The following is a 17,804-nucleotide window of genomic DNA, read 5'->3' on the forward strand; positions in this document are numbered from 1 at the left end:
ACATGGCTATCGACCAACTTGCACGACCGCATGCGTATGTGTCCAAGGACGAGGTCATGGTTCTCGCGGAGTCCATTCGCGATGTCGTGGGGCGTTTCGTGCGCTCCGTGCGGGAGCACAGCGGCACACGCTCGAATGCGCAGAACGAAACGCTTGCTCAGATGGAGCGCGTCGGACCAGTGAGCATATCGGCGCTCGCACAAAGCAGGGGCGTCACGCATCAGACGATGCGTCTCATCGTAATGAAGCTCGTCGATGCCGGCCTGCTCGACCTGATGCAGGATGCCAAAGACGGACGCGCTTATCTCGTGCATCTCACGCAGTCGGGCAAAGCACAACTGTGTAAGGATAGAAAGGCGCGAACCGAGTGGCTGACCGAGGTGCTGCTTGCCAGAACCAGCGAAAGCGAGCGTAGGAAGCTCGCCGAGGCCATTGGCGTACTTGTCAAGATCGCAGGCGCGGCGGACGCTGGTTAATCCGCACATCTTGCCCCGAAGCGCGGTGAGTCGAGGACGCGTTGCATGCGGCCGTTTAGTAGCGGACCGGACGACTCAATCGAACGTTTGTCGCCGACAACATGTGTCCCACTTCAACTCGCCGCGCCTCCCGTTCCGGTGTGGTAGAGGCGGGCTCGTTCTGGGCTCCAGCGCGGCGGCTTAAGATCGGACAGCCGGCCGGCTCGAAATCGATCGCGGAACTGGAAGAGCCCTTTCCCGGGATACACACGCCATGTCTCGTCTGGCTGCGATGGAAACCTTCGTCGCTCACCTCAATGCCCGGCTGTTAATTCGCTCGACCCGGGGGCTGGTGCCAACGGACGCTGGTCAGCGGTTCTAAGAACACGTGCCTCGCCATCGAAGAGGCAGATCGCGCGCAGCACTCGGTGCGCGAATCGTCGGATGGGGCTGTCAGGGCGGGTGCGCGTCGGCGCGGCCGTTACTTTTGCCAGGTGACTCGAGTGGCATCAGGGAGGCGGTGAAGTTTCGTTCACCCTCTTGGGTTCCGAGGTTGATCTTCTGCATTCTGACGGCGGCGGCCAGTACGCAGTCGTCGCGGAGCGACAGGCCGGCGAGCATTCGCAACAGCCGAAATGTCCCCGCGTCCGCTGTTGGCCAGTTTCCGGCGTATTGCTCGCCGCTCGTTCAGTTATCGGCCGATGCGTCTGCGACATCGCGCATGTAGGCCTCGTTGAGCGCGCCCTAGGCACTCGCCGCGAATACGCTCATCCGACGCAGAACCCAACTCAGCAGTTCTTCCGCCGCGCCGGAAAGCGGCCGTCGCGCCTTCACGAGAATGCGTGCTTTCGCTGCCTCGAATAGCGGGTGAAGGATGGGTAACGCGACCAACTCGCCCGCATCGATCTCCCGGTACACGGAAAACACGCCGATCAACGTCGCGCCTTCGCCGCGGGTCACGAACTGGCGCAGTACCTGCAACGAGTTGGTGACGAGCGTTGGTCTGACCTCGACATTTTCCGTGTAGGCGAGCATTTCGATGACTTGTCCGAGGCCGAAGGCCGGCGGCATTAATGCGAGCGGATACCGCAACATCTCGCCGATGGTCACGGCGCCGCCGCGTTTTGCAAGCGGATGCGCCGCATTGACCAGCAATACCACCGGCTGCGATGACGTCGCCCGATACACGATATCGGGATGGGCCGGCGGATTGTACGCAAGGCCGATGTGCGCGCGGCTCTGGGCGACTTCTTCCAGAACATCGTTGACGGGCAGGATATCGACCGCGACATCGAGCTTTGGATACTGCATGTGGAAGTCGCGCAGCACTTCTTCCATCAGGCCGTCGATATAACCCTCGCTGATCGCAAGCCGGATGTGCCCGCGCTGCAGGCCGTGCAAAGCACGTAGCCGGTCTTCGAGTTGTTCCTGCTGTGCCTGACAGCCGCGCCAGTATTCGAGCAGATGCGCCGCCGCCTCGGTCGGCTTCACGCCGCGCGCCTGTCGTTCGAACAGTGGCGCGCCGACTTCTTCCTCGAGCAAGCGAATTTGCCGTGTGATGACGGATGCCGCCGTGTTGAGACTGTCCGCCGCCGCGCGGATGGAGCCTTGCGTGAGCACTTCGTGGAAATACCGCAGCCTTCGTTGATTCAGTTCGCGCATCTCACGACCACTTTCGAGCGTTGCCCAAGAGGCAACGATAGCCGACTTCGGTTGCTCTTGCTCGTCGCATATTGGTTGACGAAGATGAATAGACCTTACGACCGAAATGTTCATCGGAGAACGCCCTTGTCCGCCATTCCCTCGACGCACATGACCGAAATGCACGCGGCGCTGTATCGCAAGCTCGACTGGCGGCTCCTTCCGTTCCTGCTGGTTTGCTACACGTTCGCGTACCTCGACCGCGTCAATATCGGATTCGCCAAACTGCAGATGCAGAGCGACCTAGGTTTCTCCGACGCCGTTTATGGCCTCGGCGCGGGTATCTTCTTTCTCGGCTATGTACTGTTCAAAGTTCCGAGCAATCTCTTGCTGCCGAAGGTCGGTGCGCGAAAGACCATCAGCCGCATCATGATTCTCTGGGGTGTGACGTCGGCGGCGATGCTGTTCGTGCGCAGCGAAACGACCTTCTATGGAATGCGCTTCCTGCTGGGCGTGTTCGAGGCTGGATTTGCGCCGGGCATGATTTTCTATCTGACGTACTGGTACGGCCGCGCGCGCATGGCCCAAGTGATGGCGATCGTGATGCTCGCCGGGCCGATCGGCGGCGTCTTCGGCGGGCCGCTCTCGACCTGGATCATGACGTCTTTCTCCGGCGCGCATGGTCTCGACGGCTGGCAGTGGATGTTCCTCATCGAAGGACTTCCGTGTGTGCTGTTCGGTATGCTCGCGCTGTTCGTGCTCGCGGACCGTCCTGCCGACGCACGCTGGCTTTCTGACGATGAAAAACGTCTGCTCGCGTCCGAACTCGATACATCCGGCGGTCATCATTCGTTCGCGCAGGTGGCGCGCGATCCCCGTGTCTATCTGATGGCCGTGCCGTACTTCTGCTTCATCTGCGGCATCTATGCCGTGAGCTTCTGGCTCCCCTCCATCATCAAGGCGGCGGGCGTCAAGGACACGATGCAGATCGGCCTGTATTCCGCGATTCCCTATGCCGCCGCCGCAATCACGATGATTGTCATCGGGCGCAGTTCCGACCGGCGCGGCGAGCGGCGCTATCACAGCGCGATTCCGGCGCTCGTCGGCTCGCTGGCGCTTGCGCTCGCAACCTTCTTCGGCGGCGACCTAGCGATATCGCTGAGTTGCATGACCATCGCGACCGCGATGATGTGGTCCGCCTACACGGTGTTCTGGGCGATGCCTTCCGAGCATTTGAAGGGCGACGCCGCCTCGGGTGGAATCGCGCTGATTAACACCATCGGGCTGATCGGCGGCTTTCTCAGCCCGACGATCATCGGCTGGGCGCAAAGCGCGACCGGCAGCCTGCACGCCGGCTTGTACGTGATGGTCGCGCTGCTCGCCATTGGCGCGCTCGTGCTGGTCATCATGCGTCCCGTGCGGACGGCTTGACCTTCGCCCGTTCATCGAACAGACCACTAAACGAGAGGTTTCCATCTTGCCGAATTCCGATCGCAACATTCTCATCGCCGGCTTCCAGCACGAAACGAACACGTTCGCGCCGTCGAAAGCCACCTATGAAAATTTTGAGCGCGGCGAAGGTTTTCCGCTGATGTCTCGCGGCGATGACGTGCTCGCGCTGCGGGAGGTCAACATTCCCGCAGGCGGATTCATCCGCGCGGCGCAAGCGTCGGGGCACACGCTTGTGCCAGTCATCTGGGCGGGCGCGAGTCCATCGGCGCACGTCACCCGCGACGCCTTCGAGCGGATCGTGGGCGAAATCGTCGAGGCCGCGAGTGCGCGCGACTTCGACGCGGTCTACCTTGATCTGCACGGCGCGATGGTCGCCGAGCATGTCGACGACGGCGAAGGCGAGGTCCTCGCGCGCGTACGCGAAACCGTCGGGCGCGATGTGCCGATCGTCGCTTCGCTCGATCTGCATGCAAACGTCACGGAGCGCATGTTGCGTAACGCGGATGCGCTGGTCGCATACCGCACGTATCCGCACGTCGATATGGCGGACACCGGTGCGCGCGCGGCCGCACTGCTCGAACGGCTCCTGGCGGGCGAGACGCTGCATGGCGCGTCGCGGCGGTTGCCATTCCTGATTCCGATCAACGGCATGTGCACCTTGCTCGAGCCGTCGCGCGGCATGTACGAAGCCGTGAGCGCGGCGGAGGCGGGCGCGGTGGTGTCCGCGTCGTTCGCGCCGGGTTTTCCGGCCGCGGATTTCGCCGAATGCGGTCCAGTGATCTGGGCTTACGCACATTCGGCCGAGGCGGTAGACGCGGCCGTCGACTCGCTGTACCGCCGCATGCTCGCTGAAGAGCCCGCCTGGTGCGTGCCGTTCCTGTCGCCCGACGAAGCCGTCCGCGAAGCGATGCGCCTGTCCGAAGGTGCAAGCCGCCCGGTCGTCATCGCGGATACGCAGGACAATCCTGGCGCGGGTGGCGATGCCAATACGATGGAGATGCTGCGTGCGCTAGTACGCAACGGCGCGAACGGCGCGGCCTTCGGCCTGATCTACGATCCCGCTGCGGCCGCGGCGGCGCACCGTGCAGGAGTCGGCGCGCGCCTGGAGCTGTCGCTGGGCGGGCAATCCAACGTGCCGGGCGATGCGCCGTTCACAGGCGTATTCGAGGTTGTATCGCTATCTGACGGACGTTGCCGCTACGACGGCCCGATGATGAACGGGATGCAGGCCGAACTCGGCCCGGTGGCGTGTCTGCGTTTTGATGGCGTATTGATCGCGGTGAGTTCGGGCAAGGCGCAGATGCTGGATCGAAATCTTTATCGCGTCGCAGGCATCCACCCCGAGGACATGAAAATTCTGGTCAACAAAAGCTCGGTGCATTTCCGGGCTGATTTCGAGCCGATCGCACAGGCCGTTCTTGTGGCGAAGGCACCAGGGGCCAATGGTGGCCGACCCGGCTGACTTGCCTTGGACACGCCTTGCGCAAGGGATGCGAACCCGTCCGGGTGGCGAGGCGTTCGAGGTCGGCAGCGCATTCATGTGAGCAAAAACGTCTCAAATCGGCAGGCGCGGCGATGACAGTTGTTGTTGATGTTCCTTTTTCGTGCTAGTGGTCTCCAGAGATGCCACTAATGGCCGATCTGCCCTAACGCCGCGTAATTGGGCTTGGAGCGAGGTCTAAGATTTCCCGAGTGCGCTCACCGCTGGATCGCATAGGAACAGTGTGATTGATGAAGTCGTGCAGTCCTGGCTACCGGCACAGCACCATCGCGCCCACTCAGCTACCGATCTGTTGTTTGAGGTTCGACGTCGATGCGTCGCGGCAGGGTTGACGCCACCAAGCCGGCCAACTGTCGCCCGGCGATGGTCGGAACATCACGAGCAGGACGCGCTGCGGCGCGCAGAGCTTCCGGAAACGAAGGTCGCACCTGGGAACTTTACGGTGAAGCATCCGTTGGACGTCATTCAAGTACCACGAATACTCGCGAAGCGAAGCACTGGAGCGCCCGGAATGGTACGACCGACGTTGGACGATCGAGTCGTGGCATCGCATACGCAAGAGCGGTTGTCGCGTCGAGGCACGGCAATTCGGCAATCTCGATCGATTCGTGCGATTTACGAATCCGCGCCCCCGACCGCGCAGTAAAGTTCGCACAACCGGGTGCGCCGACGCGCGGGCCGGAGCGGCACGAAGAAACGTCCTGATCAGTTGTCGCGAGCGGGCAGCGTGTAGCGGGTGCTGAAGACATAGCACGCGAGCACGCTCGCCGCGCCGACGCCCGTTGCGAGCAGGACGCCTTGTGCGCCGTAAAGCTTGGCCAACACGACATTGCCAAGGATCTTCACCGCGAAGCCCAACAGGGAAATGAGCGAGATGGTGCGATAGCGCGTTTCGCTCGCGAACAGTTGTACCAGCACGCACATGCCGAAGTAGAACGGCACCTGCACGAGTCCGTAGCGAAACAGTTCCGTCACGGCGACGGTGTCCTGCGGCGTGAACGCGCCTTTCTCAAACAGCAGCTTGATAAGATAAGGGGCAAGCGCATAAGCAATGCACGCACCGAGGAACCCGGCCGTTGACATGATGCCCGACCACTTGAGCGCGGTGCTCCGCGCGCGGCCGTTGTCGCCTTGCAGCAGAATTTCGGAAAGAATCGGCAGTGTCGCGCGGCTGATGGCGAGCGCGCCCATGCTGAGCAAAAGCGAAAGCAAGCGATTCGCGTAGCCGAGCGTGGCAATGGCGCCGTCGCCTTGTTGAGCCATGAAGTATTGATCGACCGGCAACCACAAGCCTGCGGCGACCGAGCCAATCATCAGGGTGCCCATTGAGCGGATGGTGCCGGGCCATTGTTGCGCGCGCGTGGTGAGGCGCGGCACGGCGCGAAGCGAATCGGCGCGACGCGCGAGCATGCGTAGCCAGACGCCTTGAACGACGAAGCCGATCGAAATGCCGAGAAGAAGTGGCATGATCGATTCGTCATCCGGTGCGGCCAGGACGAAGACTAGAAGTCCGATGGCCGGCACGCACTCGAGCAAGGTGTTGATATGCCGGCCCAACGACTGAAGCCGCGACGCCGAAATACAGATCGTGAAAGTGAGCACGCCCGCCGGCATCATGCCAAGGATCATGTGGCGTACCGTTTCGCGCGTGGATTCGGCGAGATTCTTGGCGACGAGCTCCGCCATATACGGCCAAGATGCGAACAGTAGCAGACAAGACCCGATGCCGATGGCGAGCCCCATGCCTTCCAGTTCGCCGAGAAACCCATCCTGCTCCGACTTGTCCTTGCGCAGCGCAACGAGCGCGGGTACCAATAGGACGCTCAATTGATTCGTGATCATCGTCGGCAGCCAGGTGACGAGCGTCAGCGCAAGCTGATAAGCGTCGACGACACCGCTGATTCCATAGCGATAGGCGATCGCCATTTCCTTCGATGCACCTATGCATTTTCCGGCTAAAACAAAAGCAAGGAGAACGACCGCGCTTCGCGCGATTCTTTTGTGGTCCTGATGAACGCCGTTTAATCGTCGCCTGACCAGTTTTGCCGCTGGGGCCAGCATTGGGATACCTCCGACACTCAAACTCTTAACCACGGAATAATCGACGCCAAAGCGTCAGGCGCCGATTCAGGAAAAGCGAACATAGAAAATTGGTGGGAGCCAATAAACATGCTTTGCGCGCCGAGAAGCCGCTTGTGCAGGCGCCACGCAACCGCCTCGACCGTTTTAACACAGAACGGATTTGCTACTTGTAACGCTTTCTTACCGATCGCTTTACGTGATTTGATATGACAGCCGTTTGCCTTTTAAAGTCTTTCAATTGACAATAATCGATGCGCCAATGTTCGATAAACCGCATAGCAAAAACGTGGCAAACCACCGGCGCTTTGGCTAGGTAGATAATCGTTGCTTATTCGCGCTTACGCAGTCATTCTCGCGCGGTCTCGATTGCGACACCACAAAAAGCCTGCGGCGCGCGGCCACGCCATTGCGTGAAGCGCTCGACGTAGCCGAGTTCCAACAGCCGTCCTGATAGCGCTGCCTCGTCAAACGTTCGTAACAACGAACCACTGTGGCGGGGCGTCCTTCGGGCTTTAGACGTTTAGCGAGCGTCGCCGCCATGGCGCACTCGTCGGCCCGGCGCGATCACGGGCGGTTCGGTTCGACAGGGGGGCTCACGTTCACGCATATTTCAAGCGTTTGACGCGGTGGTTCGCGCCAATGCTATTGCGCAGAGCCACATGATGTCGGCCAGCGAAGCGCTCGGTGGCTTGCGTTCAGCCCGGCACTCGGGCGACACGGTAAGCCAGACGAGGTGATGGCCCCGTTGCGTTTCTGGCCAGCCCCGCGGCCAGCTTGTTCACGGGCTCCATAGTTACCGTGGACGGCGGGGCAAACGCATAGCCGTAGAGAAATCGGGCGAAAGGTTGGTTTGGCGCGATCGGATTTTTCTGAAACGCCGGAAGAGGCTATCTTACGTTGATGGCTAGCCCTGAAACTTTTTCCATTTCCCCGCGCACGCTCGCGTTACTCGATCTCTCCTTGGAGGAGCTATGCGCGCGCGCGGGTGTCGCGGTATCCGACGCCTGGGCGACGAGCGATTTCTTCCGGCTGTGGAGCGCCGCTGATGACGCGTTGAGCGACCGGTCGGCAGGGCTGCGCTTTGGTGCAGAGGGCGTCGCGCGTGGTTATGCCGTTGCCGCCATCGTGGCGCTCCACGCCCCAGACCTTCGACATGCACTCTCGGCGCTGGCCCGATACAAGCGGCGCACGTGTCCAGAACTTGTTGAGATAGAAGTCGAGGACGACGAGGTCAGCGTGCGATATCGCTGGCTCCTGACAACCGGCGACGTGCCACGCCTACTGGTAGACACAACTATGGCGTCTCTATGCGCGATGGCGCGCCGGGGGACCGCAGGACGGGTGTCACCCATTCGTTTAGAACTGGCTCGTTTGCCTGCGGACGAAGCGCTGCTGAACCGACACTTCGGATGCCAGATTGTCTTCAGCGCACAAAAGAACGCTATGGTTTTCGAGCGGGCCGCGCTCGACACCATTTGTCACCGCCGACAGCGGCGCATTCGGGCACGTACTGAAGAGTTTTGAGGCGCGGTTCGCGAGCGGTGAGGGGCCTTCGATGGCCGTCAGTGAACTGCGCGTGGCCATTGCGCGCCAGTTAAGTGAGGGGCGTCAGCCGAGCATCAGCGATGTCGCACGCAGGCTTGGTCTCAGCAGCCGGACACTACAACGTCAGCTCGGCGCATATGGGACGAACTATCAGCGTCAGCTCGCGTCGGTCAGACACACCATAGCACGCCGCTTACTGGCCAACACTGATCTTGATGCGATCGCCATTGCTCTGCTGCTCGGGTTTGCCGAACCAAATTCGTTTGCGCGCGCGTTCCGCTCGTGGGAGCGCACCACTCCGCAGCGCTGGCGTGACCGCCATACCGAGCAGTCGCTGTCTGCAACGAAGGACATAGGCCTATGAATCTCCAACGCGTTCTTGTCACGGGTGGATCGGGTTTCATCGCCGGACACTGCATTCTTCAGCTTCTTGAGCAAGGGTATGAGGTCCGCAGCACAATTCGGTCCTTCGCGAAAGAATCCGCCGTCCGTGGTGTCCTTGCAGAAGCTGGCATGATTCGCGGCACCAATTTGAGCTTTGTTCCCGCCGATCTGCTGTCCGATGACGGCTGGGCCGACGCTGCATCCGGCATCAATGTCGTGTTTCATGTCGCTTCGCCAGTCCAGCCCGGGCATGTCCAGCGTGAAAACGATTGTTCCCGCGCGTGAAGGCACATTACGGGTGTTGCGTGCGGCTTGCGCCGCTGGTGTGCAACGCGTTGTCCTCACCTCCGCATTTCACGCGGTGGGATGGGGACACGGCCACAATAATCGAACCTTCACCGAGCAAGACTGGACGAGGCTCGACGGTCCGGGAGTCGATACGTATGGTAAAAGCAAAACGCTCGCTGAGCGGGCAGCATGGGAATTTATCGCGACGAACGGCGGTCCGCTGGAGCTCATCACGATGCTTCCCGTGGCCGTCATGGGGCCCGTAATCGGTAGTAGCGTCTCTGGCGCCAATCATATCATTCAGAGAATGCTCGCTGGTGCCTTGCCGGCGTTCCCCAATTTGTTTATCCCTATTGTCGATGTTCGTGACGTCGCGAAAGCGCACATACTCGCGATGGAAAATGCGAGTGCAGCCGGGGAGCGCTTTTTACTTTCGAATGGGCCGGCGCTTGCACTGCGGGAGATCGGCGCCATCATCAAAGCGAATCTCGGTCCCACCAGCCAGCGCGTTCCCACGCGCACTCTCCCTGATGTGGTTGTGCGAGTGCTTTCGCTAGTCAAGCCCGAGCTTCGCGCGTTCCTGCCTGAGCTCGGTTATGCGAAAAAGACTTCGAACGAAAAGGCGCGACGAGTACTGGGCTGGACACCGCGCTCGCCAAGCGAGGCTATCGTCGCTGCGGCGAAGTGTATCGTTGAAAACCGTTTGCTTGAAATCTGAACAACCGGACTTCCAAGGTTTGCTCGGGATCCCAAAAAGGCCGGCGCAGGACGGAATGCATCGGCACACGCCCCGACCGGAATGACGCACGGTTCGCCTCATGACGGACCTCTCGCGAAAGGCGCGATGCGCGCGCGACTGAAGGCCAGAGCCGGTATTCCGCCGGCACGTCATGACCAGCTCGGCGCCGCATCGGAGGGCGTATGTTCGGCGATGCATCTACGCGCGCGCACGGCCGACGCTTGCATAAACCATCGCAAATGATAATAATTCGCATTTCACTTCTCGATATTCTCGTGCAACCAGCTCAAAGTCTCGTCCACGCCTTCTCGATGCACTACCGTGCATTGCTGGCATTCGCGAGGCGGCGAGTGCGGTCCGCGGAAATGGCATCGGACCTTGTTCACGACGTTTTTGTCAAGGTCGCGCAACTGCAGACGTCGGAAACGGTGCGTCAGCCCCAGGCGTTCTTCGCACGCATGATCGACAACCTGTTGATCGATCGCGTCCGCCACGCGAGGACTGCGGGGCGGCATGTGGTCGGCGCACTTTCCGGCCACAACGATGACGACCGGGTGGACGAGCACATCGTCGACTCTGTCGGTCCATGTCAATTGCTTGAAGCGTCGCAGACGGCCGCCGCGCTGGATCACGCGATCAGTGCGTTACCCGCGCGCTGCCGCGAGACCTTCCTCTTGCGCAAGGTAGAAGGGCTCTCCCATGAGGCCATCGCGGAGCGGCTCGGGATCAGCAAGAACATGGTTGAGAAACATTTGAGGCGCGCATTGGTTTCGCTGGTCGAATTCGAGAGCGCCGGGCGGGCAGCGGCGATTGATCTGCACGAGGACGACGTTTCATGACCGACGACATCCGGGACTTGTCGTCGGCAAAGCAACTCGCACGTCGTCGCCGGCTCGATGCGCAAGCCGCCGTCTGGGTTATTCGCGTTGACACGGGGCGCGCGGGCATCGACGACGTGCGGCTCGACAAATGGCGCGCCCGCTCCCCCGATCATCGTCTGGCGTTCGAGCGCGCGATGCAACGTTGGCGCAGTGCGGATGGTTTACGGGCTCGCGAGCAGATGGCTGCTCGCGAGCCCGTGGCGCGATGCGCGCCCTGGCTGACCGTCAGCGCGTTTGCCTTCTGCATGGCGCTCGTCGCGGGCGGGCTTCATCTGTATTCGCGCGCTGACTTCGCGACCGGCACGGGCGAACTGCGCAGGGTCGCGCTTGCAGACGGTAGTGCACTCAAACTCGATGCCGATTCCGCGGTGGATGTCCGATATACCTCGAGCCGCCGGGAGGTAGTGCTGCTTCGAGGCCGCGCGGCCTTCGACGTGCGTCATGGTGATACCCGGCCTTTCACCGTCGTGGCGCGCGGCGGCTCGACACAGGATATCGGCACATCGTTTCAAGTTGATGCCAATGCGCCCGGCCGAGAGGTTCGCGTTACCGTCACGGCGGGGCGTGTGCGGGTGGTCAATGCATCGGGCGGCACGATCGCCGGCGAGAACACCACGGTCGCCTACACGGACGACGCACATCCTCCCGTCCGGCTTGATGTCACCGCGGGTCGTGAGACCGCTTGGCAACGCGGTCGGCTGATATTTGACGACACACCGCTCGACGTTGTTGTCGCAACCCTGAACCGCTATTGGCGCGGCCACAGCCTTGTTGTGATCGGACGCGCGGCGCGCTTGCGCGTCTCCGGCAATTTCGATCTCAACGCTCCCCGCGAGGCCGTTGGCACGCTCGCCGAGACGTTCGGCCTTCACACCTTCACCGTTGTTCAACGAGTCGTCGTCCTGCACGCCAACTAATGCCTAACAGGTCAGCGCCCAATGTCTTGGCGTGACGCCCCGGCACGCGGTCGAGCAAACGCAAGCCGCTGGCTCGTTCGGCAAAGCCATCGGCATGACTCACCACAGCGCCTACCACCAGACCCGAGCGGTTCTCGATTAGAACGTGTCCCTGATAGCACAGCACCGACGGCGTACCGCGACTCTTCTTGAACGACTGTGCATCCGCATCGGTGCTGGACTAATCGCAGTCCGTGTACATCGGGGCGGATTTCAGCAGCTTGCTAAACAATCGGCGAGAACAACGCGCGCTCCGCCGGAAAAAAATTTTGCGGACGACGTCCGGTTTTTCATGGCTCGAACGTCTATCCCCCTAAACAGTCAACAAACGGGGGAATACCGGTGTTACACGCTACCTCGCCGTCACGTCGGCTCGCATTATGCGCAGCGCTCGCTGCGCTTTTTACGACGGCATCCATTCGTGCTCAAAGCCTGCCCGCGCAAGCGGATCACATTGGTGCCGGCCACGATACGCGAGTCGATTTCAACCTCCCTGCCGGCGCACTGACCGATGTGCTCAACGCCTTCGCGGAGGCGAGCGGCGTGCAGCTCGCGTATCGGCCTGGGTTGGTCACAGGCAAGCGCTCAGTGGGTTTTTCCGGGCGGGCACAGCGCGATACGGCGCTAGCCGCCGTGCTTCAGGGTACTGGCATGCACGCCGTGCCGGGGCAAGACGCGAGTTATGTCCTGCAACCCGACGCACCCGTTGAACTGGCATCTGACGCTCAGGCGCCCACAATGCTTCCGGCCGTGAGCGTGGTGGGCCGTAGCATCGTCGATGAGGATCCCACCGTCGCAATAGCAGCAACAAAGACGCGAACGCCGTTGGCGGAAACGCCGCAGAGCGTCTCTGTCATCGAGCGCGCGCAGATGGACGAACAGAACGTGCAATCGGTCGCGCAGGCGTTGCGCTATTCGGCGGGCGTGGTGGCGGAGACGCGCGGTATCGGCGACCGGTACGACAGCGTGCAAATGCGCGGGTTCGGTGGCTTCGGCGGCAATGCTGTCTACGTCAGTTTCCTGGACGGGCTGAACATGGGGCGCGGGTTATCCTATGCCGTGCCGCAAGTTGAGCAGTATGGATTGCAAAGGATCGAGGTCCTACGCGGACCTAGCTCTATCCTTTACGGACAAGCGAATCCTGGTGGGGTGGTCGTGCTCGAAAGCAAGCAGCCTGAGGCCAATCACGTCAACGAGGTAATGCTCGAGGGTGGCACACATGATCGCTGGGAGGGCGCGTTCGATCTCGGCGGCGCAGTCGATGCCGACAAACGCGTGCTGTACCGCTTCGTTGGCCTCGCGCGCGACGCCGACACGCAGGTCTCCGGCACGAAGGAGCAGCGCATCTACCTGGCACCCACGGTGACGCTCAAGCCGAGCGCGGATACGGACATTACGCTGCTCGCGACCTATCAATACGACCCGGCTAACGGCTATTACGGGTTTCTGCCGCGCTACGGCACGGTGTCATATAACCCGAACGGCATGCTCGGCACCGGCTTCAACGACGGCGACCCTGACTTCGATTATTTCCGACGCGAACAAGCGTCGGTGGGTGTGTCGGTTCGACATCGCATCAACGATGTATGGACGATTCGCCAGAACACGCGCTACATGCACATGTGGAGCGACAATCGCACCGCCTATTCCAGCGGCTATACAGACGGCAGCATGCGCTATCTGAACCGGTTGACGAGCGCGTCGCACGAACACTTCGATGCGCTGTCCACCGATACCCAGGCGCAAGCCAACTTCCGCACCGGGCCCCTCGCGCATACGGTGCTGATGGGCATTGACTATCAGACGGTCATGGCCGACCGCGCGCTTTCTTCCGGCAAGGCCCCGTCGCTCGATATCACTGCGCCCGTGTACGGCGTCGCAATCGCATCGCCGACGCTCGCAAGCTATACCCGCCAGCGCACGGACGATCTTGGGCTATACGTACAGGACCAGATCGCAGTGGGCCAGTGGTCGTTCGTGCTAGGCGGGCGGGAGGATTACGCATCGACGAGCCTGAATGAATACGTCAAACACACTTCCTCTCAGCAATTCGACCAGGCTTTCACGTGGCGGGTCGGCGGCACATATGCCTTCGACAACGGTTTGTCGCCCTTTGCGAGCTATTCCGAGTCGTTTCAGCCGATCACGTCCGGCACCACATCAAGCGGCGCCGCGCTCAATCCGTCGACGGGACGGCAGTATGAAGTGGGCATCAAGTATCAAATTCCCGGAACCACCAGCTTTACGTCCGTCTCGCTGTACGATCTCGAACAGCATAACGTCTCCACCCCCGATCCGGTCAACTCGGCGTATCGCGTGCAAACGGGCACAGTGCGCAGCCGGGGTGCAGAGGTAGAAGCGCACCTGGACCTGACGCGCGAATTGTCGCTGATTGCTGCGTACAGCTACATCAGCGCGTGGGTTGCGAGCGCCAACGATACCTCCCTCGGACACACGCCCGTCGCGGTGCCCCGGCACGCCGCGTCGCTATGGGCGGATTACACGCTGCATCGCGGCGCGCTCAAGGGCTTCGGCGCCGGCGCGGGCGTTCGCTTCATCGGCAGCACATATGGCGCGAGCGATGATTCTTTCAGCGTGAGTTCCTACACGTTGTTCGATTTGGCACTGCATTACGAATGGCGCAACTGGCGCTTTGGGCTCAATGCGTCGAATCTGTTCGACCGTCAATATGTGGCTGCCTGCGCAAGCGCGACGCAATGTTTCTACGGCGCGCGCCGCGAAGTGCTTGGCACCGCGCGCTTTCAATGGTGAGGACCCACGTGAAACGCACACTTTGCGTCATGCTTTCCGCGTTGGCCATCTTGACGGTGCAGGCGCACGCGGAAGATCTTTACGATACGCCGACGGCCCGGACGCCGGCATTGGCGCTACTGCCAGATGTCGAGTCATTCACGCTGCGTGTCACTGCTGACGCGCCATGCTATCGAATCTGGCTGTACAAACCCTCATCGGCACATTCGAGCGCGGCACAAACGTCGACCGATGGTGAAGCGCCGAACGAAACTGGCGGACGTGACGCGCCGCCGCTTCTCGTCCTTCTAGATGGCAACGCGACCTTCGCTCTCGCGGTGAGCGCGGCTCGATTGCAGGCGCGGCTGATCGGCCCCGTGGTGATCGCCGCGATCGCCGCGCCGAACGAGGCAATTTTCGACGAGCGGCAACGCTTTCGCGACTTCACCACGGCCGCCTCAGACACATGGGGCGTGCCACGCGGTGCGGACGGTCGAATGCTGCAGTTTGGGGGTGCCCGTGCTTTTGATGATTTGCTCGACGGCCCTTTGCTACGCGCGATCGAAGCGCGTGTTCCTGTATCGCGGACACGTCGTACGTTGTTCGGACACTCGCTCGGCGGCTTTTTTGTACTTCATCACGCGCTGTCGAGACCGGCGTCGCGCTTCTCGCGCATCGTGGCTGCCAGCCCGTCGTTATGGTGGAACGACCGTGAGTTGCTTCGGACACCGTCCCTCGGGACACGTGAAGGGTCGCTCACGATCGTTCTTCGTGCCGGCGGCGAGGAGCAAACCGTGAGCCCCGATGCAACGCCTGCGCGCATCGAGCGGGTTCGGCGCGCAGCAATGCTTGATAACCTGCACGCACTGGCAGCGACGCTAGAGCAGAATTCTGCATATGACGTATCGGTGGGGCTATACCCAGGTGCAAATCACGTGTCCTATCTCCCGGCGGCACTGGCCGAGTCGGTGGTGCTGGCGGCGAAGGCTCGCGCGGCCGACCAGTGACGACTTGGATGCGGTAGCCCGATTCAACGGCACATGAAGGAAACGCACTACCAACGCCTGCATCGCGAAAGCAACGATGCAGTCCGCTTCCAACACGCCCCACGGATGCACGCCGCGGGGCATCTTGGGCCGAAGGCGCTCCGAATGCCGCGCAGCGCGACCTGCCTACCCATCCGAATAGTTCGATGAGTCGCGACGCCTCTCGGAGCGTGACGGTGGTGCACCCGACCACGCGGAGATCTCTGCATCGACGTGTCTTCACGCTGCGCAATGCCGCGCGATGAAGCCCTTGGGCAAAAGACGTTGTAAGGCCGGCGAGATTATTGCCGCAAACGTTGGAGAGCTATCACTGCGCGTGTTTGCGAGCGCCGAGGCTCTCGCTGTCGCTGAGCGAGGGCTCGTTCACGCCCATTCATTGCTGAAGGGGCGAGCTCGTCCAGCTCGAGATCCGGCTATTGAGCGCACTCTCGTTGCGGCCGCAAGTCGAGCGAGAGCTCGATCGTCTGCAAGGTGTCGTCGCTGGAGTTCACGGTGGCGCGACATGTCGCCGATCTCCTTGAATGGAGCACCGCCTTGTACCATCCGGCAAGCCATGGTGTGACGGAAAACATGGGTGCCACGCACGCACTCTTGTAAATCGCGCCGTTCTGCGGCATTGCGAACTGCGTTGCGGACTATATCTAGGTTGGCTGGAGCATTGAGCGGTGGCCGATGGCGCACAAAGACCTCGCGCCGCGTAGTGTTTGGGCGTCCATACTGCACAGAACCCGGCCGAGAAAGCACGCCCAGAAAGTGCGTTGGTGCACGGGCACCACGCTCCGATACGACGGTTGCATCTGTCGTCTCCTTCGTATCGCGCGTTGCAGCGCTCGTTGAATCTCTTTTAATTCCTCTGAAACGCTTCGCTTACTGGCGAAGAAAGTATGCAAGCGGGAGCGACGATGCTTACGGCATGCGATGCATAGCAGCTATGCGGGTGCGCCATGCCGTCGCACCAGATGGATCCGGGGATCGGGCAAAGCCGCCCACCTCAGGCCTGCTATGCAAAATTACATCTGAGCTATCTAAAATTCTTATCGACGTTCGAGCCGAGGGAGCGATCAAAAACCGGCGAGAACCCCGGCGGATAAGGCGTTGAGGGATTTAACGTCGCGTCGGTGAAGCAATAGGCGTCCTCCAAATGCTATTTCACGCGTGGAACCGGTGCTAATCTGGTTTCGCGAAAGTTGTCTGCCGATCCCTCTTGCGGCTCGCCATCGTACTTCTGGTGAGTCGTTTTTTTTCGTTAGACGACTTCGATCGTCGGGTCGAAAACAGACGCCACTAACACACGTGCGGTCTCCTGTCTCCGTGTTCGAGGACGAAGGAAGCGGCGCTGCGTCTTCCGGTTTCCGACACGATCGAAAGAACGAGGTCGCTGCCGATGGCGGCTACCTGGGATGCGATGTTGCCCAGTCGTGCGTCGTTCCCACCCAGCGCGTGTCCCTTTACCCGGGCGACACGCATTAATTGGCGAATTGGGATCGGTCGCGGTCGCGACGCTCGATCTCGGCCCGTGCCTGGCAATCGAGCAACCGCGCAGTTCAAACAGGACGGTAATTAGCTGGCGCGCTCCACGGCTGGCTTCGCGCAAAGTTTAAGGCGCGCATGCTCAACCTGGGATATCGTTTCATGCGCGCCGATCTCGTGGCGCCCGCCGATCAGCCGATCATCCAGCATCTGTCGAGCGTCGACCGCATGGACTTCGATATGCGCGCATCGCGTGACGGCGGGACTCATCGGTGTTCAATACGATGCGCAATGCTGGTCGGTCGGCATTGCGGCGCAGCGGTATATCCGAGCAGTTCAAGGCAAGCGTGCCCGGTTATACGCCGTTGCCCGCGAAGAGTCCGGCGCCGTCCGTGTTCGGCGATTACGAATGAACTGGCATGACCGCGCCGCTGGGACTGAACGCGTAGCCGCGCCCGCGTATCGTCTGAATGAGGCGCGGCTCTGCGGGATCGTCCTCGACGACCTGCCGCAGACGGCACACGAGCGCATCGACCGAGCGCTCGGACAGCGCGCAGCCCTGCTCGCTCAACTGACGCGTGAGGCGCAGGCGCGACATCACCGTCATCGGATT

Annotated in this window: 14 protein-coding genes and 3 pseudogenes; 12 read left to right on the plus strand and 5 right to left on the minus strand. The window is 61.4% G+C overall.

Annotation, left to right across the window (positions count from 1 at the left end; genetic code table 11):
- Positions 1–2 precede the first annotated feature (2 nt).
- Both QCE58_RS33065 and QCE58_RS33070 read left to right on the plus strand, forming a co-directional pair.
- Positions 3–476 (plus strand): MarR family transcriptional regulator, encoded by a 474-nt coding sequence (locus QCE58_RS33065; RefSeq protein ID WP_309781124.1) that lies wholly within the window; start codon positions 3–5, stop codon positions 474–476.
- 101 nt (positions 477–577) lie between these two features.
- Positions 578–950 (plus strand): annotated as a pseudogene (locus tag QCE58_RS33070) (LysR family transcriptional regulator); the annotation flags it as partial.
- A 249-nt stretch (positions 951–1,199) separates the two neighbouring features.
- Here the strand turns inward: QCE58_RS33070 and QCE58_RS33075 are convergent.
- Positions 1,200–2,117, minus strand: coding sequence for a LysR family transcriptional regulator (locus tag QCE58_RS33075; RefSeq protein WP_309781125.1), 918 nt, complete (start codon positions 2,115–2,117; stop codon positions 1,200–1,202).
- Between the two features lie 150 nt (positions 2,118–2,267).
- Between QCE58_RS33075 and QCE58_RS33080 the strand changes: the two genes are divergently transcribed.
- Both QCE58_RS33080 and QCE58_RS33085 read left to right on the plus strand, forming a co-directional pair.
- Positions 2,268–3,527 (plus strand): MFS transporter, encoded by a 1,260-nt coding sequence (locus QCE58_RS33080; protein WP_309781146.1) that lies wholly within the window; start codon positions 2,268–2,270, stop codon positions 3,525–3,527.
- 46 nt (positions 3,528–3,573) lie between these two features.
- Positions 3,574–5,092: pseudogene (locus QCE58_RS33085) on the plus strand (M81 family metallopeptidase).
- A gap of 662 nt (positions 5,093–5,754) precedes the next feature.
- On the opposite strand, the gene murJ reads toward QCE58_RS33085, so the two are convergent.
- A complete protein-coding gene (murJ, locus tag QCE58_RS33090) occupies positions 5,755–7,110 on the minus strand; it encodes a murein biosynthesis integral membrane protein MurJ (protein WP_409014199.1) in 1,356 nt (451 codons plus the stop codon).
- Positions 7,111–8,031: 921 nt separating this feature from the next.
- Here murJ and QCE58_RS33095 point away from each other — a divergent pair.
- The 6 genes from QCE58_RS33095 (at position 8,032) to QCE58_RS33120 (ending at position 11,885) form a co-directional block, all read left to right on the plus strand.
- On the plus strand, positions 8,032–8,655 hold the full coding sequence (locus QCE58_RS33095; RefSeq protein ID WP_309781129.1) for an AraC family transcriptional regulator ligand-binding domain-containing protein: 624 nt from the start codon (positions 8,032–8,034) through the stop codon (positions 8,653–8,655).
- A 31-nt stretch (positions 8,656–8,686) separates the two neighbouring features.
- A complete protein-coding gene (locus tag QCE58_RS33100) occupies positions 8,687–9,040 on the plus strand; it encodes an AraC family transcriptional regulator (RefSeq protein ID WP_309781131.1) in 354 nt (117 codons plus the stop codon).
- Positions 9,037–9,345, plus strand: a complete 309-nt coding sequence (locus tag QCE58_RS33105) for an NAD-dependent epimerase/dehydratase family protein (protein ID WP_309781133.1) — start codon at positions 9,037–9,039, stop codon at positions 9,343–9,345. The genes QCE58_RS33100 and QCE58_RS33105 overlap by 4 nt, the downstream gene beginning before the upstream one ends.
- Positions 9,311–10,066, plus strand: coding sequence for an NAD-dependent epimerase/dehydratase family protein (locus QCE58_RS33110; RefSeq protein ID WP_309781135.1), 756 nt, complete (start codon positions 9,311–9,313; stop codon positions 10,064–10,066). The genes QCE58_RS33105 and QCE58_RS33110 overlap by 35 nt, the downstream gene beginning before the upstream one ends.
- Before the next feature lie 203 nt (positions 10,067–10,269).
- Entirely contained in the window at positions 10,270–10,926 is a 657-nt protein-coding gene (locus tag QCE58_RS33115; RefSeq protein WP_309781136.1) for a sigma-70 family RNA polymerase sigma factor, read from the plus strand.
- Positions 10,923–11,885 (plus strand): FecR domain-containing protein, encoded by a 963-nt coding sequence (locus QCE58_RS33120; protein WP_309781137.1) that lies wholly within the window; start codon positions 10,923–10,925, stop codon positions 11,883–11,885. The genes QCE58_RS33115 and QCE58_RS33120 overlap by 4 nt, the downstream gene beginning before the upstream one ends.
- 10 nt (positions 11,886–11,895) lie before the next feature.
- Here QCE58_RS33120 and QCE58_RS33125 read toward each other — a convergent pair.
- A pseudogene (locus QCE58_RS33125) lies at positions 11,896–12,105 on the minus strand (IS5/IS1182 family transposase); the annotation flags it as partial.
- Between the two features lie 161 nt (positions 12,106–12,266).
- Between QCE58_RS33125 and QCE58_RS33130 the strand changes: the two are divergent.
- Positions 12,267–14,696: a TonB-dependent siderophore receptor gene (locus QCE58_RS33130; protein ID WP_309781138.1), complete on the plus strand. Its 2,430-nt coding sequence runs from the start codon at positions 12,267–12,269 to the stop codon at positions 14,694–14,696.
- Positions 14,697–14,704: 8 nt separating this feature from the next.
- A complete protein-coding gene (locus tag QCE58_RS33135; RefSeq protein ID WP_309781139.1) occupies positions 14,705–15,682 on the plus strand; it encodes an alpha/beta hydrolase-fold protein in 978 nt (325 codons plus the stop codon).
- Between the two features lie 1,599 nt (positions 15,683–17,281).
- On the opposite strand, the gene QCE58_RS33140 is transcribed toward QCE58_RS33135, so the two are convergent.
- Together QCE58_RS33140 and QCE58_RS33145 are read right to left on the minus strand one after the other, a co-directional pair.
- Complete coding sequence (locus tag QCE58_RS33140) at positions 17,282–17,461, minus strand: hypothetical protein (protein WP_309781141.1); 180 nt, start codon at positions 17,459–17,461, stop codon at positions 17,282–17,284.
- Between the two features lie 133 nt (positions 17,462–17,594).
- A partial coding sequence (locus QCE58_RS33145) for a helix-turn-helix domain-containing protein (protein WP_309781143.1) occupies positions 17,595–17,804 on the minus strand: 210 nt, incomplete at its 5' end.

The organism is Caballeronia sp. LZ028, assembly GCF_031451415.1.
GTDB classification, from domain to species: domain Bacteria; phylum Pseudomonadota; class Gammaproteobacteria; order Burkholderiales; family Burkholderiaceae; genus Caballeronia; species Caballeronia zhejiangensis.

Excerpts from the sequence above, each read along its gene's own strand:
- QCE58_RS33065 (WP_309781124.1), top strand. The coding sequence starts at position 3 with ATGGCTATCGACCAACTTGCACGACCGCATGCGTATGTGTCCAAGGAC.
- QCE58_RS33075 (WP_309781125.1), bottom strand. The coding sequence starts at position 2,117 with ATGCGCGAACTGAATCAACGAAGGCTGCGGTATTTCCACGAAGTGCTC.
- QCE58_RS33080 (WP_309781146.1), top strand. The coding sequence starts at position 2,268 with ATGACCGAAATGCACGCGGCGCTGTATCGCAAGCTCGACTGGCGGCTC.
- murJ (WP_409014199.1), bottom strand. The coding sequence starts at position 7,110 with ATGCTGGCCCCAGCGGCAAAACTGGTCAGGCGACGATTAAACGGCGTT.
- QCE58_RS33095 (WP_309781129.1), top strand. The coding sequence starts at position 8,032 with ATGGCTAGCCCTGAAACTTTTTCCATTTCCCCGCGCACGCTCGCGTTA.
- QCE58_RS33100 (WP_309781131.1), top strand. The coding sequence starts at position 8,687 with ATGGCCGTCAGTGAACTGCGCGTGGCCATTGCGCGCCAGTTAAGTGAG.
- QCE58_RS33105 (WP_309781133.1), top strand. The coding sequence starts at position 9,037 with ATGAATCTCCAACGCGTTCTTGTCACGGGTGGATCGGGTTTCATCGCC.
- QCE58_RS33110 (WP_309781135.1), top strand. The coding sequence starts at position 9,311 with ATGTCCAGCGTGAAAACGATTGTTCCCGCGCGTGAAGGCACATTACGG.
- QCE58_RS33115 (WP_309781136.1), top strand. The coding sequence starts at position 10,270 with ATGTTCGGCGATGCATCTACGCGCGCGCACGGCCGACGCTTGCATAAA.
- QCE58_RS33120 (WP_309781137.1), top strand. The coding sequence starts at position 10,923 with ATGACCGACGACATCCGGGACTTGTCGTCGGCAAAGCAACTCGCACGT.
- QCE58_RS33140 (WP_309781141.1), bottom strand. The coding sequence starts at position 17,461 with ATGAGTCCCGCCGTCACGCGATGCGCGCATATCGAAGTCCATGCGGTC.